The 14675-nt window shown below is 35.5% G+C and carries 21 protein-coding genes; 1 reads left to right on the top strand and 20 read right to left on the bottom strand.

Annotation, left to right across the window (positions count from 1 at the left end):
* Positions 1–9: 9 nt before the first annotated feature.
* The 12 genes from F0342_RS06995 to F0342_RS06940 all read right to left on the bottom strand — a co-directional run bounded on the left by F0342_RS06995 (position 10) and on the right by F0342_RS06940 (position 8256).
* Positions 10–828, bottom strand: coding sequence for a phage tail family protein (locus F0342_RS06995; protein WP_149155264.1), 819 nt, complete (start codon positions 826–828; stop codon positions 10–12).
* Positions 828–3881, bottom strand: a complete 3054-nt coding sequence (locus tag F0342_RS06990; protein WP_149155263.1) for a phage tail tape measure protein — start codon at positions 3879–3881, stop codon at positions 828–830. Before F0342_RS06990 ends, F0342_RS06995 begins: the two co-directional genes overlap by 1 nt.
* A complete protein-coding gene (locus F0342_RS06985) occupies positions 3882–4196 on the bottom strand; it encodes a phenylalanine racemase (RefSeq protein ID WP_149155262.1) in 315 nt (104 codons plus the stop codon).
* Between the two features lie 122 nt (positions 4197–4318).
* A complete protein-coding gene (locus F0342_RS06980) occupies positions 4319–4570 on the bottom strand; it encodes a segregation and condensation protein B (RefSeq protein ID WP_262481660.1) in 252 nt (83 codons plus the stop codon).
* A 75-nt stretch (positions 4571–4645) separates the two neighbouring features.
* A complete protein-coding gene (locus tag F0342_RS06975; RefSeq protein ID WP_149155260.1) occupies positions 4646–5122 on the bottom strand; it encodes a phage major tail protein, TP901-1 family in 477 nt (158 codons plus the stop codon).
* 12 nt (positions 5123–5134) lie between these two features.
* Positions 5135–5545 carry a DUF5072 family protein gene (locus tag F0342_RS06970; protein WP_149155259.1) on the bottom strand — a complete coding sequence of 137 codons (411 nt, stop codon included), beginning with the start codon at positions 5543–5545 and terminating at the stop codon, positions 5135–5137.
* Between the two features lie 4 nt (positions 5546–5549).
* Complete coding sequence (locus tag F0342_RS06965) at positions 5550–5885, bottom strand: HK97 gp10 family phage protein (protein WP_149155258.1); 336 nt, start codon at positions 5883–5885, stop codon at positions 5550–5552.
* Positions 5882–6181: a hypothetical protein gene (locus F0342_RS06960; protein ID WP_149155257.1), complete on the bottom strand. Its 300-nt coding sequence runs from the start codon at positions 6179–6181 to the stop codon at positions 5882–5884. Before F0342_RS06960 ends, F0342_RS06965 begins: the two co-directional genes overlap by 4 nt.
* 17 nt (positions 6182–6198) lie before the next feature.
* On the bottom strand, positions 6199–6525 hold the full coding sequence (locus F0342_RS06955) for a phage head-tail connector protein (protein ID WP_149155256.1): 327 nt from the start codon (positions 6523–6525) through the stop codon (positions 6199–6201).
* A gap of 2 nt (positions 6526–6527) precedes the next feature.
* Positions 6528–6731, bottom strand: coding sequence for a hypothetical protein (locus F0342_RS06950; RefSeq protein ID WP_149155255.1), 204 nt, complete (start codon positions 6729–6731; stop codon positions 6528–6530).
* A 21-nt stretch (positions 6732–6752) separates the two neighbouring features.
* On the bottom strand, positions 6753–7619 hold the full coding sequence (locus F0342_RS06945) for a hypothetical protein (protein ID WP_149155254.1): 867 nt from the start codon (positions 7617–7619) through the stop codon (positions 6753–6755).
* A 13-nt stretch (positions 7620–7632) separates the two neighbouring features.
* A complete protein-coding gene (locus F0342_RS06940) occupies positions 7633–8256 on the bottom strand; it encodes a DUF4355 domain-containing protein (RefSeq protein WP_149155253.1) in 624 nt (207 codons plus the stop codon).
* A gap of 129 nt (positions 8257–8385) precedes the next feature.
* Between F0342_RS06940 and F0342_RS06935 the strand changes: the two genes are divergently transcribed.
* The gene (locus F0342_RS06935; RefSeq protein WP_149155252.1) at positions 8386–8670 is read left to right on the top strand and encodes a hypothetical protein; all 285 of its coding nucleotides are present in this window, start codon (positions 8386–8388) and stop codon (positions 8668–8670) included.
* A 29-nt stretch (positions 8671–8699) separates the two neighbouring features.
* On the opposite strand, the gene F0342_RS06930 is transcribed toward F0342_RS06935, so the two are convergent.
* From F0342_RS06930 to F0342_RS06895, 8 genes are all read right to left on the bottom strand, one after another.
* Positions 8700–9602: a minor capsid protein gene (locus tag F0342_RS06930; protein WP_188048439.1), complete on the bottom strand. Its 903-nt coding sequence runs from the start codon at positions 9600–9602 to the stop codon at positions 8700–8702.
* Positions 9602–10921 (bottom strand): phage portal protein, encoded by a 1320-nt coding sequence (locus F0342_RS06925; RefSeq protein ID WP_149155250.1) that lies wholly within the window; start codon positions 10919–10921, stop codon positions 9602–9604. The genes F0342_RS06930 and F0342_RS06925 overlap by 1 nt, the downstream gene beginning before the upstream one ends.
* On the bottom strand, positions 10922–12175 hold the full coding sequence (terL, locus tag F0342_RS06920; RefSeq protein ID WP_223145705.1) for a phage terminase large subunit: 1254 nt from the start codon (positions 12173–12175) through the stop codon (positions 10922–10924).
* 247 nt (positions 12176–12422) lie between these two features.
* Positions 12423–13013 (bottom strand): recombinase family protein, encoded by a 591-nt coding sequence (locus F0342_RS06915; protein WP_149155248.1) that lies wholly within the window; start codon positions 13011–13013, stop codon positions 12423–12425.
* A 117-nt stretch (positions 13014–13130) separates the two neighbouring features.
* Positions 13131–13571 carry a terminase small subunit gene (locus F0342_RS06910; RefSeq protein WP_149155247.1) on the bottom strand — a complete coding sequence of 147 codons (441 nt, stop codon included), beginning with the start codon at positions 13569–13571 and terminating at the stop codon, positions 13131–13133.
* Between the two features lie 50 nt (positions 13572–13621).
* Positions 13622–13810, bottom strand: a complete 189-nt coding sequence (locus F0342_RS06905; protein WP_149155246.1) for a hypothetical protein — start codon at positions 13808–13810, stop codon at positions 13622–13624.
* Between the two features lie 52 nt (positions 13811–13862).
* Positions 13863–14231 carry a PH domain-containing protein gene (locus F0342_RS06900; protein ID WP_149155245.1) on the bottom strand — a complete coding sequence of 123 codons (369 nt, stop codon included), beginning with the start codon at positions 14229–14231 and terminating at the stop codon, positions 13863–13865.
* Positions 14232–14342: 111 nt separating this feature from the next.
* Positions 14343–14654, bottom strand: a complete 312-nt coding sequence (locus F0342_RS06895; protein ID WP_149155244.1) for a hypothetical protein — start codon at positions 14652–14654, stop codon at positions 14343–14345.
* Positions 14655–14675 lie beyond the last annotated feature (21 nt).

The following is a 14675-nucleotide window of genomic DNA, read 5'->3' as shown; positions in this document are numbered from 1 at the left end:
ATACCTCCTTTACACATAATAAAAACGGAAGTCAAACGATATCTCAAATGGACTCGTTGCTCCCGTTATCCTGAAGTCATTCCAACCTTCAGCGATTGTAATCACTTTTTTATTTGTTTGTCTTACTATCCCGAGACTGTTTTTGGTTGGTCTTACACCGTCAATTTTAATCACGTCACTTGTTGTTGTACTTCCGTTGTAGTTAAAAACATCACCAGTTGTAAGGTTTTCAATTTTCAAGTTTGATGAAGCGCCAGTAAACGTAATAATTAAAGGTAAATACTGTGGGTAGATTTTCGTATCTCCAGCGTTGTAGATACGAAAATCAGTTGTGGAATGAGTATATTTCATTTCCTCTAATGTGGTTAATCCTTGACCTACTTGCCATAAACCAGATGAGAAAGCAAAGTCATCTTGAGTTGTTCCCACACTCTCAGCAAATGGCAGGAAAGAGGTAAAGTCTACATTGAAGAATCCCTTATTAGCCATAATTCTTTCAAATGAGTATGTACCTGTTGATTTAACTTTCCATCTCTTCCCACTCTCAGTATCACTTTGTATGTAAAATGGATCTTTTCTGCTTAATAACTTAAAGATTTCATTTCTTTTCAACACATAATCAACATTATCAATTGCTTCCAGATAAAACCTACTTTTAATTGGTCTGGGTAACAATGTTTCACTAAAATCAATTACTCCATGCATTCCCTCAACTTCATCTGTCTTTTCTCTGTGAGAAGGGGAATCAGGATTGAAGTCGATTGTTTTAATGCCATGAGCAGAGAAGTCATAGACTTCCCCACCCAAAGTTGTTATAGTGACATTCATCACTTAACCCCCTTCAAAGTTAAATTATTTTGCCATCTTCTATGTAATTCAGTGTCAAGATATTCAACCATTTGATAAGCATCCTCTTCACTACCTGAACCATTGTAATTAAGTGTTACAGTTACTTCATTGTTATAGGATTCTCCTTGATTACCTCCATATTGATGACTTGCTTGTGCTGCCTCTCTTGCATATTTCATGGATACATCATGAGGAATAACTTGTGTACCATTTGGCATATTAACAATCTCGCCACGTCCACCTTCGTTAATCCTTGCGAATCCACCTTGCCAATCATCTGTGCCACGAGCCAGATATGGGATCTTACCTATCTCAACCCCAGGAATTTTATTGATAAGTCCAATCGCACTGTTAATGCCACCAATGACTCCATTAATAAAGCCTTTGACCTGTCCAACCAGTTCACTTACTGCTCCGGAAATTCCACTAAACACTCCACTCACAAAGGATGTTAAACCACCCCACGCACCTTGAATGGCTGTGAATACTCCAGTTACCGTTTTAGACACCTTGCTCATGATTCTTGAAACAATGCTAAATATTGTATTAAAGATGCCTGATACAGTTGAACTTAATCCACTGATGACTGTACCGATAGTATTAATTGCAACACCAATGAATGTGGAAATATTTCTGAAAACACCACTCACTACATTGAATACAGTATTGAAGATCCCTGTAATAATTACAATAATTGGAGTTATAACACTGATGATAGATGTAATTATTCCAGCGATAAATACAACGATTGGTACAATAATTGCCATCACTGCAGTGATAATACCTCCAATAAAAGCAACAATTGGGCTAATAACAGAGATAATGCTGGCAAACACATTGATTACTACAGTCAAAATACTTATGAATACAGGTACAAGAGCTTGAACCACCGACATGATTACCTGAATAATAGCAATGAGTGCTGGTGCGACTGTGGAAACAATATTCATAAATGTAGTAATCAAACTTGAAATCACAGGAAGTAAAGCACTTAAAAGCACTCCCACTAATGGAATTACTTGTGCAATAATACCTGCAAAAATCACTACTATTTGTGTAATGATAGGTACAAGTTGATTGATCAGTGAAATAAGCACAGGTAACACTGTTTGGATAATGGACATAAATGTCATTCCAACTTGCAAGATGATTGGAATTAGAGTTGCAAGAGCTTGCATTAGTATTGGTATGATTGCACTAGCAAGTTGTCCAATTGCCGTACCTATTGTTGCAACAACCGGAATTACCATTGTTGATATTTCTTGAAAAGCCCCAACAATATCTGTACCAAAGTTTTGAAACAAGGCAATAACTATTTTTACAATTGGATTAAGTCCTAACAAGATAGAAGCTAACTGAATTCCAAATCCACTTCCAACTCCTCCAGCAGAACTAAAACCGCTAGTGATACTTGAGAAAAATGTTGTGAATATAGGAATTACTGCCTGAATAATCCCCCAAATAGCTGTGAATACTGAACCTATTTGAGATCCTAGTGTAGTTAGGACGCTAATTACTATTGGAATAGCATTGCTAAAGGGAGAACCCAATGAACTAGCAACTTGAGATAGTACAGGCTGTACAGTAGCCCACAAACCTTGAATTATAGGAATAATCGTATTAATAACACCTGTAACTTTATTTAAAATGGAATCAAATACAGACATGGTATTATTCCTAAACGATTCATTTGTAGCCATTTGGAAGCCAAAGGCTGCTCCAAGTGCCAATAATGCACCTACCACTAATCCAATAGGACTGATCAAGAAGCCTACAGTTGATACTAATCCACCGAATCCCATAGTTAGAAGACCAAGGAAGATTAAGACTGGACCCATCGCAGCTAATACTCCAGCCGAAATAGCGATTACTTTCTTAGTCCCATCATCTAAGCTATTAAATTTGTCAACTACTCCTGTTGTCCATTTAGCTAGATCAGTAATGAAGGGAGTTAATTGACTCATGACACTAATGGTTGCAGATTCAACTGCGCCACTTAGATTTTCTAATGCTCCCCCTATTCCGGCTTTCATTTGTTCAGCAGCTGCTGCACTAGCACCCTCTGAGTTTTCAAGCTCTTTCGTTAACCCTTTCAAACCTTCTTGTCCTTCATTTAATAGAATTAACATTCCACTCGCTGCCTCAGTACCAAATATAGTTGATAAGGCTGCTAATTTCTGAGCTTCGGTCATACCATCCATCGAACTGCTTAATTCACCAACAATTTGATTCAATGGTTTAAAGTTTCCTTGTGCATCAATAGCACTAAAACCTAAACCTGACATGGCTGATTCAGCCTCACTTGTTGGTGCAGCCAATCGGTTAAATGCCATTCTAAGTGTCGTCCCAGCTTGAGATCCTTCCATACCAGCGTTTGTCATTATACCTGTTGCTGCTGCTAATTCTTCAATACCGATTCCTAAACTAGAAGCCGCAGGTGCTGCATACTTGAAGGCATAACCCATGTCACCAACTCCAGCTGCAGTTTTATTAGCTGCCATTGCTAAAATATCTGCAACCTTACTTGATTGACCAGCTTCTAATCCAAAACCATTCAAGGCACTAGCCACTACATCAGCAGTTAAAGCTAAATTTTCACCTGAAGCCTCTGCTGCTGCAATTACACCGGGCATGGAAGCAATAGTTTGTTTAGCATCAAATCCTTTAGCCGCCATTTCTGACATGGCTATAGCAACCTCAGAACCCGACAATGATGTAGTAGCACCTAACTCTAAGGCTGATTTAGTCATTGCATCTAAATCTGTTGCTGATGCTCCAGCGATTGCTCCGGCTTTTCTCATAGCAGTATCAAAATCTGCAGTAGTTTTTATTGCTCCTATAAATGGAGTAGTTATTCCAGCAGTAATTCCTGCACCTGCTACAGTCATTTTCTGTCCCATTTGATTGACCTTTTCGCCAATCTCCTTGGTTTTATCGGACAGATTCTGAAGAGTATCATTAGCACTTTTAAACGCTTTGTTAAACCCTCTGGCATCTCCTGTAATTTTTGCACTTAATGTATAATCAGCCATCTATTTTCTCCTTTCCTTAGAGATAGGCTTTTTCATTCCATTTGCCTTATAGATGCGATCAACCCAACTTTTTCCGTTGGTTTCTTCCATTTCTATAATGTTCTTGATTGCGTTTTCGTTATATTCCTTATTGGCTACTTGCTTTCTAGGGAACAACTCGAGGAATTTCTTATTCTTACCTCGATTGATATTTGCTTCAGCATTAAGAACTGCATTTCTAAGCCAAGTAGTATCAGAGATAAATTTGTTTTCGTGTTCTTTCTTAATAAACATCTTCTCTTTATCAGTCAGATTATCGAACTCTTCTCTCGACATCCCAATCTGAACAATAAAAAAAGCTAGTTCTTTCTCATAAGAGAAATCCCTAGCTAATTCATGTTTTCTTATTTCTTCAGGTGTAGGTTCGTAATTGTTAGGCAGATCACTTGCGACCAGCTCTAACGGAACATAAAACCCATATCATCTTTAAGTTTCTCCACAATAGCCATGTTAACAGTGATTAGTCCATTCTCTTCAATTAGATTCTCGAACATTTCAACTGCTTCTTTTTGCTTAACCGCTTGATTAGTTGCTTCTTCAACCAAAGCTAGTGAAAAGAGTGCTTCAAGAATGCTGATAGGCATTACTCCATTATTCTTAGTAACCTCTCCAACTACACTTGTTTTAGTTACCATTTCAATTGTCTTCAACTTTTTCGTATTGTATTTTAACGTGTATGTATTTCCTTTTACTTCAAACATTAATTATCAACTCTCCCTAATTTATTATGGCGTAACTGGAATTGCCGTATCTTCAAGATCAACCAAAGCACCTGTACCAGTGAATGAAGCTGAGTAAGTTACAGCATCATCGTATGGGGCTTCAATCGGGTAACTTGTTAAAAATGCCATACCACCAAGCATTTCAGTTTTAGCTTTTTGGTTTGTAACTTTAAGTAACACTGGTTCATCACCATCGAAAAGATCCTTTAGTTTCTTATGAGAATCATGATCACGAACATAAACACCATCGTTATCAATCGACCATTCCTTCATGCCGACAATATTTTGTTTCCAACCACCTTCACTATCCTTTGAAGTAACTTCGATTGTATCTTTATCACGATTGATTGTAAGACCTTGTTGACCTGCAACAGCTAACAAAGTGCTACCTGTTGTGTCCCAAATAGATAACAAGATATCTTTACCTGCAATGGCTTTTCCTAATTTTCCACTTAACTCTGTATATAGTTCTTGACTCATTATTATTTCCTCCTATATTTTCATTTTGTAGCCATAAAAGATTACAAAGTCATAACCCATTACCGCATGTTTATTTCCATCTTCTTCATCCATAATTCTTTGTACTCCATTAGGAACCTGTATAACCACTTCATACTCTTCTGGTAATTCAATAGCTTCTGACATTGCTTCTTCAAGCTTTTGAATGCCATCAAATACAGGAACAGAACCATTTGAACCATCAGCAAATACATGGATAAATACTTGATATCTTTCCTTAAGCATTGTTTTACTTGGATCAGGTAATTGACCCACGATTTCAGCATAATAAAAAGGTACAGGAGCGTTAGCCGGAATACTGTCATAACAACGTAAACCTGTGTTCTCCTCTACCTTTTGTATGATGGATGATAGTACAGTTGTAAATGACAACTTCTGTATCACGGTATCACTCCTTTAACTTGTCCTTTAAATCTTGCTTATAAATTGGTCTTTGAGTATCAACGTTTCTTTTTAGATAATATTGACCTGGCACATACCCGCCTTGCTTCATCCTGTGACCATATTCCACATGAGGAGCATATTCTTTGTTGTAGCCAACTTCATCCCCTCGATATTGTGCAGACATTCTTAGTTCAGTCGTATCAATAGGTGTTCCACCTTGTTTTTGGGAACGGGAGTATATATCTCTAGTATTCTTTTGATTTACTGAAATAAAATCCTCTTCACTTTTTTCAAGAAGTTTTCTAGCTAATTTATCAGTACCTTCCCATTCAATTCTCATTGTGAATCACTTCCATAACGATTTACAATAATGATTCTCCAACGTGAGTAATCGTCACCAATGATTTCTTTAATTGAATGGTATTTATGCTCAAATTTAACCTTATCTGCAAGCAATAAATTAGCTTTAGATTCACGAGTAAGTATCTTACGACTATTCGCAGTAATATCTCGTTTATCTAAAGCTACTTCCTTACTAGTCCAATTTGAAAACCGACCAACCGATTCACCAATCTGAACAAGTTCATTAATTGGATTATTTAATTGATCCTTGCCAACTTCTTGATTGGCATACAAGTAAAGGGGTAAGAATCTCATAGGAATCTCAACACCCCTCTATTTACATTTTCTTGCTTGGATTTATTCTCTTTATATAGTTGGAAATCTGACTCGTATTCTTTAAGAATATCATCTACAAAGGAAACACTGAATGTGTCAGCATTTTCATTTTTAATACCTTCATAATGTGACTTATTGTACATAGCACAAATCACTTCAACCGCTATGGATTCCATTTCAGAAGGTAACTCAGAAACACCTAATCGAATTTTGATGCGATCAGTTGCTGTAGTTTCTAACTCCTGTAATAAATCCGGATTAATCTCAGGCTTACGTATTAATACTCTGTTTCCAATAGCCATAATTACTTACCGCTTTTCTTTGGTTCAGATTTCTTCTTTTTAACCTCTTTGATAAAAATAGTTTTCTCGTCATTATCAACTGTTGATAACAATTTAATTCTTTCTTCAGAGGGCTCAAAGCCTGTACGAGGATAGGATTGACCTACCTCATACAAGCGTTTATTGTCCTCTTTATCAAAGAAGCTAGTGACTACTTTATATGCCATTTAGCTTCATCCTTTCTTTAATTAGACTGCTGGTGTAATAGCAACTTTAACAACACCATCAAGACGCTCTGCAAACAATTTGACACCAGAAAGAGCTACTGTTTCTGCAGTAAGTTGTTTCTTTGCAATATCATGAGTTACACCAATCAAACCAAGTTCTTCAGTAGTGAAATCAAATGCTTTACCGATTTCTCCACCAGAAATTTGAACGTAAGCAAGTACAATGTTTTCAGGTGCTGTAGCATAGACAGTACCTTTTGGAACTGAAGAGTTAATGATTACTGTATCTACCCCTGCAAAGTTCTGGATATACTGTAGACCGAATGCAGTTTGAACAGATACTTCTGCTTTAGTAAGATAATCTGCAATATCAAGTGGGTTAACAAATGCTACTGTTTGAACAGCATCATCTTCAAATTTCACTTGAATTTGACCCCATGCTTGAGCAAATGCACCTTGAAGGTTTTCTGCTGATGCTGAACCAGTACCTGTAGCTAAGAAATCAAAGAATGAAACACGTACACCTTTTTGAATTTCACGGAGTAATTTTTCATCAGATTGTACTATAGCTTGATCAAAACCATGCTTTTGAATCGCTTCTACGGATGCTGCTTTACGATATTTCTTGAATGCTAGTTCAATTGAAGGACCCTCTTGAGTCTGAACTTTAGAAAGTGGAATAACTTCACCTTCACCAACTGAATCATCTGCTGCCATTGTGACTGAAGACGTGTAAGTTTTAAGTGTCATACCATTTGCTACAGGCATTCTGCGAGTAACTCCTAGTGCTTCAATTAGTTTAGATAAGTTTGATCCGAACCTTTCTACAAAATCGATTGATTGTGCTTTTGAGAAATCACCTTGTACTTGTAAATTTACTTCTGCCATTTTTTATTTCCTCCTATTTTTGGAACAAATGAATGTTCTCGTTAATTAATTTTTGACGCTTAATAGCATCTTTTTCATCCATAATTTGTTGTTTGGTTAATGCTTTATTGTTTGTATTAACCTTTGGTGGTTTACCTGCTAATGCCTTCTTAACTCCCTCTTCAACTTTTGCATTGATAAGGGATACAAATGAATTTACGGCTACTCTCGTATCCTCTGCTGATTCTTTAACAACAAAGGCAAGCAATTCATCATCAGCAGTAATTTGATGTTCAGAAAGCATTTTAGAAGCTTCCTTAGACAAACCATTAAAAGAATCTTTTCGCTTGTATTCATCTAATTCTTTTTGAATCTGTTCAAATTCATACTTCCGCTTTTCATCTTCATTCATTTTGGCTAATTTCTTAGCCTCTTCTACCGCTTTTTCTGCTGCTTTCTTTTCACGGGCAACACGTTCTTTAACCATTTTTTGTACTTCTTCTTCGCTGTAAGTTTTCACTGATTGATTCTTATCATCGGATTGATCATTTTGATTCTGATTATCTTGATTATTATTTGAATCATTATTATCATCAGATTGATTATTATCGTCAGCAAAATACTGTAAGTCTAAATGTAGTAAATCCTTTGTTTCCATAATAATTACCTCCTAACAACACTCTTTATAGCCTTGGTGGGCTTTATACTCATGCAGTTTAATGTCGCCAGCACGGTTATGGACAAATATTCCAATGTCACCTATCATGGGTATGAGGAGGTGTTTAATTTGGATGCTAAAGTAAATATTCATTTATCAAATGGTGAAAAGTTGACTGTAGATAAAAATTCCATTATTTTTCCTATCACGCTTACAGAGCATAAAGACGAAACATTTTGTTCTAAAAGTAAGCCGATTATTTTGGACGAATATTTCCATATTCATGATGGATATATCCCTGAGCTGACTAGTGTCTTTGCTAAGAATAAATTCTTTACAGTTAATGAAGAAGATCCATATAAAACAAAAGTCTATAAAACTAGTGCGATTGTATCTCTAGAACAAATAGATTGATGAACAATAAAACGACAGCCTATGTTTAATTAGCTGTCGTTTTCTATAGGTATTTGTGTTGTTCTGCAACGAGTATGAAAAGGACTGTAATTAACTCCTACTTTGGCATCCTTAAACTCAAATTGCTGCCCGTCCATATTTCTGCATGTTGGACTAGTCTTTTTATCCATAACGGCTGAAACTTCGTACCGTAAAACACCAGCATCCATGAAGGCTTGTTTATTAGCCTGATTAAGCACAAATGCACTTTCAGTCTGAACTAATGCCATAGTATTAGAAGCACCAACACCTGTACGATATTGGATGATTTGAGCCATCTTCTTATAACTGTCACCACGGATAATACCGTCACGTATTTCATTGTTTAGAGTGTTGATTAATTTCTCTTTATTCTTCCAGATCCTGTCTGAGAAATTCTCACCGTTAATCCATTTTTCATTGATTGTTTGCATCATAACTTCAGAATTCACATTGAAGAATGCAGGAGTATTGACTAATCCTTTCATACTGGATAAGTACCCTGATTGATAAGCCTCTTGAAGTAACTTTTCAAAGCCTTCTTGTTCAAATGTACCTAACTCCATCATTTTCATACGGATGGATAACTGTAAACCTTCTAATCTATTCAACTTGTATATGGATTCCCTGACAGGCATGAGATTCCTATACTTTGGATTCCTTCTCATGAATTCCTCATAGTCCCTGAATAGTAAATTACGCTCAGAATCGGATAATTGGACAACTAACTTACGAAACTCAATGATATCGTTTTTACCGTACTTTTGATAATAACTAGCTATATCCTTTTGAATATCGGATTCTAACCTGTAATATTCTTTTCTCATTTTCTTATCAAATTTGGCATCTCGCTTGTCCTGAGCGTTGTAAAGTTGAACCATCCGCTTTTCCCAATAGGCTTTATTGTTTGCCATCATTGATCACCTGTTTCAAAATCTCCATTGGAATTAGTTTTAAATCCTGCCTCATTCTTTTCCTGATTCCTACGTTCCAATTCTTCTTTAACATTATCAACAATGGATATTATCTTAAGTAAAGTTTCATCAGAAACAATTCCTTTAAGTTTGCCAGCAGTTTCAGCCTCTTCTGCAATATTTCTAGGAAGATTTCTCGTGAATTGGTATGACAGATTTCTCCATTCGTCTTTATTGGACACTTTTATATTTGTAGGTAAATTAAATACCATTCTAAAACGTCTATTCATTCCACTTATGAATTTTCTTTCCTTCATGATTGCAAGGTTTTTCATTGGTTGCAGTTTATATTCAAGAGCTATTCCTGTTGCATTCCCAAAAGATTCATCATTAATATTTGCTGTCATACTCATTTGGAAAATAAGCCTTTCTAGACGATCCAATAAATGTTCTTGATTGTCATCTGCATTAGGCTTATCTAGGAATTTTGCAACTAGATTCTTCACATCTTCATTCTTACCATACATGTTGATAATTCTGTTATCCCGTATTTTTTGAAGTGTCTTCTCATCTAATTCCATACCCAATAACAATAAATAAGCATCGGCAAAGTAATCTACATCGTTTGCTTTTTCTGAAATAGCTTTATCAAATGCATTGATCATTGTTTCTACAGATTCAAAGATACTTTGTCTTTCTTCATTTTCTATGTATTCGATTACCGGAACACCATTGTAATAATGAGACTTGTTATCGGATAGGATTAATCCATCTTTACCTTCTGATATCGTTATTTCCTCTTCTGTTGTAAATAATTGACCTTTGATACCGTCATCAGTAGTTTGATACCTGACAGCAAATAAAGGCTTCTGAGCAATCGTATCATCATAAACAATGAACATATCTAATGGACTATTGTAGATACAGTTTGTAAGTGAATCCTCATCTTGATACAAGAATTCAAATCCATGACCATATATACTTGTAATTTTAGATAACTCTGCCATGTTGTCATCCATATCATTCATTGATTGAAATGTTTCTACTCGCTCATTAACTGATTCGTCATCATGAGATACCTTTACAGGAATACCGATGAAGTAACCATTAAAAGTATCCGTTATGTATTTTGCAAAGTTTACAACTAGCCTATTGTCTGGTTTGAATTGCTCCTTATCATCTTGAGATAGGATAGGTGCTTTACTTTCATACAGATTTTTTAACTTTTTATACCTTGGAACTTCTGCCTTATGCAGATCAATAAACTTCTGTACTACTTCCCCATTAATCTCTTCTTCTACTGGATGTATTAATATCAATTACAACCCTCCTTTGAATAGCTTGATAGATGCTTTCTGACTTCCAACCATTTCAACTAATCCGGTTAATGTATCTGGAGCATCATCTTTTTTGTTTTTACCTTCTCTTTGGAAAGAAAGTATAGCTGCTGCAAATTCTTTGAAACGCACTTCCCAATCTTCAGGAAAATAGACATGTTCCATAACAAATGTGGAAGCAACCATAATACGAGTGATTTTCTTTTTGGATTGATGAAACCACTCTACAGCTACCTTTTTAGTTTTGTGATTTTCCCATAGCAATCTTTCTACATTACGAGCAAATCCACGACCACCATTATTGGACTCAAATTTAGCTACGTTTACTTTGTTCCTGTATAACATCTTTGCTGTATCAGGCTCAGTAACTTCCATTCCTTCTTTTGTGTAATATACATCAAGAATGTATAGTTCCCCTTTATAAACTCCTGAAACAATACAACATAGATAGTCATTGCCTTGGTCTGCTGTATCAATATATGCGATAATCTCATCAAAGGCTGGATCACCTTGTTTATCTCTAGGAACATCACTATATAATTTAAGATTCTTGTATAGTCTGCCTTGTACATCAATACATTCCTGTTGATAGTTAGCTAGGAATATAGGTAAAGAGGTATCACCATTTTTAAGGCTCATATAACGCTCAAAACTCATTAATTCAGGACATAGCATTTCTTCCTTTTTCTCATCTAAACAGGCAGGTAAAACAAGCTCATACCATTCATCAGGAAACCTTGCTAATAATCGTCCAATTAAATCCTTGGTGCTCCATCTTGTTTGAATGACTATTTGAATCGCACCCTCAACCATTCGAGATAAAAAGGTATCATTGTACCATTCGTATTTAGTCTGCAAGGCTTCTTCATTAAATGCTTCATAGTGGTCTTTTACTGGATCATCTATAATACCTATATTTCCTCGGTTTCCTGTTAAAGTGGCATTAAATGAAGTTGCTAAATAAGACATGTATCTACCTTCTAGTGACCATGCCTCTACACTTGCATCCCCACGTTTAATTTTTACATGAGGGAAAATATCATAAACAGTTAATTCAGTAGGTGAAGATGACCTTTCCATAATCCCATCACGAACACCCCTTGCAAATTTGGTGCTTTGTTTTTCATTGTAGGAAACGGATATAATTTGATTATTAACATCTTGACCATATGCCCATTGTGAAAATTTGATAGCAATATAGGATTTCCCATGTCCGGGAGGTACTGATAATGCCATCTTTTTATAAGGCTTACCTGTATTCTTGTTAATAATTGTTCCTTCATAAATCCCCTGAAAAGCGTCACAGATAGTCTTTAAATGTGTTCTATTCGGCTTGAAGAATTTAGGATCAACTACCTTACAAAACTCCCAGAATGACTTCCTAGCCTGTCTTATTTTCCATTCACGCTGAATTGCTAATTGCTGCTTTAATGCTTCAATGTCTATGCCAATACACCCCCAAACATAGAAAAAAGACTGTCACCTATTTGTGGTCAGCCTTCTTTGATTCCCTATATATTGTTGCTCTACTTACACCTGTTATTTTTGCAATTTGGTCTACAGTCTTCTTATTCTTATCTCTTTCAGCAAATAATTCTAAAGCATGTTGTAACCGTTGATTCTTATCTGTATACTTCTTTGGTCTTCCTTTGTACACTCCTCGCTCTTTAGCTTCTGCAATTCCTTCTATTTGCCTTTCTCTAATCATATCAGCTTCAAACTCAGCGATACCAGACAAGACAGTAATCATTAGCTTTCCTATTGCTGTAGATGTATCAACCTTATCCCCGCCCATATTTAAAATGACAAGTCCAACACCTATGTTATTTAAGTGTTCAATTGTGGATAAGGCATCTTTAGTACTCCTAGCAAAACGATCCAATTTAGTTACTACAATGACATCACCATCAGAAACTTTTTCAAGAATCTTGTTAAACTCTTCTCGATTATCCTTTTTACGTCCACTCACTTTTTCCTTATAAATTCTTTCACAACCAAATTCTTTTAATTGATTGATCTGAGCTGATAAGTTTTGTTGACGGCTGGATACCCTTGCATAACCGTAAATTGTCATCGTTACACCCTCCATTTATGATACATGTATTTGATACACTGTTAACGTTATTATATCAACAGTCTCAAAATGTATCAAGAGGGTACACTCAAAAGATACAATAAAAAATTCATTTTATTAACCTTGCTTTTTAAATCGCTGTGATTCCTCTGCCATTTTCATGATTTCTTCATCTGATAAATTTTCAAATGGATTACCTTTTTCAGTTTGAACAATCTGTTTATCAGTGAACATAGCTAAGTGTTGACCCAGCAATTTAAGTGCATTTAGCTTCTCTGATCTGGTAGCTTCTTTATCTTCGGCTATATTTAAAATCTCAGATAGTATTTTTTCTTTAGTGATAATTGCAGCCATTTCAAATTCTTTTTCCTTTGCCTCGATTGCTTTCTTAATCTTAGGAAGCTTTAGTAATTGACTAGCCATACTATCTGCACTCTTTTCACTGTAACCTGCTGATATACAAGCATTCCTGCCTATTCCATGCTTCAAATACTCATTCACAAATTTACGCTGTTGAAACGTCAATTCATCACGCTTACTCTTTTCTGCTCTAGGCATCACGCCACCTCCTTAACCTTTGACTTAATATATAAATGTAAAATTACACCTTATTCATTGTAAACAACCAGTGCTGAATAATGTATCGGATCAGGAATGACTTTATCAATCACTGGATTTCCTGTAACAGTGTATTTTATATCAATTAAGTTTTTAGGCTTGATATCCATCAAAATCCTTTTTAGCTCACATTCAAAAAATACCTTATTTGTATTCTCAATTAATTCTGCTGCAATCATCTACGTAACACTCCCTTCCAAAATAAAAAAAAACACTCACAAAAGTGAATGCCTACAAATCTTGCCTATATGATACTCCAACTAAATCCTTAGCTTCCTTCGTTGCTGCTCTAATCTTTTCCCTAACCTCATTAGGACTCTTTACCTGCTTCAACACCAATACAGGATCTGAACTATCTGTACTAATGATCTCAATATCACCAACGTCCATAACCTTATCTTTCATTTTCTGCTTAACAGTTATGTCTTTGATTCTATATAACTCAATATCACTCTTAGTTTCTGTAATCATACCCTGCTTCGTAACTTTCAATCTTTCATTAGTTAATTCATAATATTCCTTTGGCATCTTAATTATTCCCTGCTTATTTCCTTTAAGACCAAATAAATAATTTTCAAATTCCAGTATTGTCTTCTCCATGTAAGTAATCTCCACCTTTTCCGAATATTAGTCTATATACGTTTAAATTCGGCTTATGGTTTCACAATACCTTTAAATAAAAAAACACCCAAAAATGGGTGCCTACTAAACTCATTTAAATATTCCTTTAAATTGTTTCTGCAGATGTTCATTAGCTGCCTTGTCAAACATCAATCTCCAATTGCTAAATGAAGTTTTTTCAGCTACAAATTTATCTAGCTCTTCATTTCTGAAATCCTGAACATTTGAATCTTTCGCAGTAAATTTATATGGACTTTCATCTTGAAATTCTTCAAAACTTTTAAAGTCAGTATATCTTGCCATAAATGTAGGATTAAATAAATCTGTCAAGCCTACTGTTGATTGAGAAAGCTTTTCTACTTCCTTGTTTAACTTATCAAACCCTTTGAATTTTCCACTCATACTATCACCATCCAGAGGAAT

This window comes from Bacillus sp. CH30_1T (genome assembly GCF_008364765.1).
GTDB lineage: Bacteria > Bacillota > Bacilli > Bacillales > Bacillaceae_B > Rossellomorea.
This window is presented reverse-complemented; position numbering and strand designations above follow the sequence as displayed.

Coding starts and splice junctions, on each gene's coding strand:
- F0342_RS06945 (WP_149155254.1), bottom strand. CDS start 7,619: ATGGCAGAAGTAAATTTACAAGTACAAGGTGATTTCTCAAAAGCACAA.
- F0342_RS06940 (WP_149155253.1), bottom strand. CDS start 8,256: ATGGAAACAAAGGATTTACTACATTTAGACTTACAGTATTTTGCTGAC.
- F0342_RS06950 (WP_149155255.1), bottom strand. CDS start 6,731: ATGGCATATAAAGTAGTCACTAGCTTCTTTGATAAAGAGGACAATAAA.
- F0342_RS06930 (WP_188048439.1), bottom strand. CDS start 9,602: ATGGCAAACAATAAAGCCTATTGGGAAAAGCGGATGGTTCAACTTTAC.
- F0342_RS06955 (WP_149155256.1), bottom strand. CDS start 6,525: ATGGCTATTGGAAACAGAGTATTAATACGTAAGCCTGAGATTAATCCG.
- F0342_RS06910 (WP_149155247.1), bottom strand. CDS start 13,571: ATGCCTAGAGCAGAAAAGAGTAAGCGTGATGAATTGACGTTTCAACAG.
- F0342_RS06985 (WP_149155262.1), bottom strand. CDS start 4,196: ATGTCGAGAGAAGAGTTCGATAATCTGACTGATAAAGAGAAGATGTTT.
- terL (WP_223145705.1), bottom strand. CDS start 12,175: ATGGCATTATCAGTACCTCCCGGACATGGGAAATCCTATATTGCTATC.
- F0342_RS06895 (WP_149155244.1), bottom strand. CDS start 14,654: ATGAGTGGAAAATTCAAAGGGTTTGATAAGTTAAACAAGGAAGTAGAA.
- F0342_RS06975 (WP_149155260.1), bottom strand. CDS start 5,122: ATGAGTCAAGAACTATATACAGAGTTAAGTGGAAAATTAGGAAAAGCC.
- F0342_RS06900 (WP_149155245.1), bottom strand. CDS start 14,231: ATGGAGAAGACAATACTGGAATTTGAAAATTATTTATTTGGTCTTAAA.
- F0342_RS06905 (WP_149155246.1), bottom strand. CDS start 13,810: ATGATTGCAGCAGAATTAATTGAGAATACAAATAAGGTATTTTTTGAA.
- F0342_RS06915 (WP_149155248.1), bottom strand. CDS start 13,013: ATGACAATTTACGGTTATGCAAGGGTATCCAGCCGTCAACAAAACTTA.
- F0342_RS06965 (WP_149155258.1), bottom strand. CDS start 5,885: ATGAGAATTGAATGGGAAGGTACTGATAAATTAGCTAGAAAACTTCTT.
- F0342_RS06990 (WP_149155263.1), bottom strand. CDS start 3,881: ATGGCTGATTATACATTAAGTGCAAAAATTACAGGAGATGCCAGAGGG.
- F0342_RS06995 (WP_149155264.1), bottom strand. CDS start 828: ATGAATGTCACTATAACAACTTTGGGTGGGGAAGTCTATGACTTCTCT.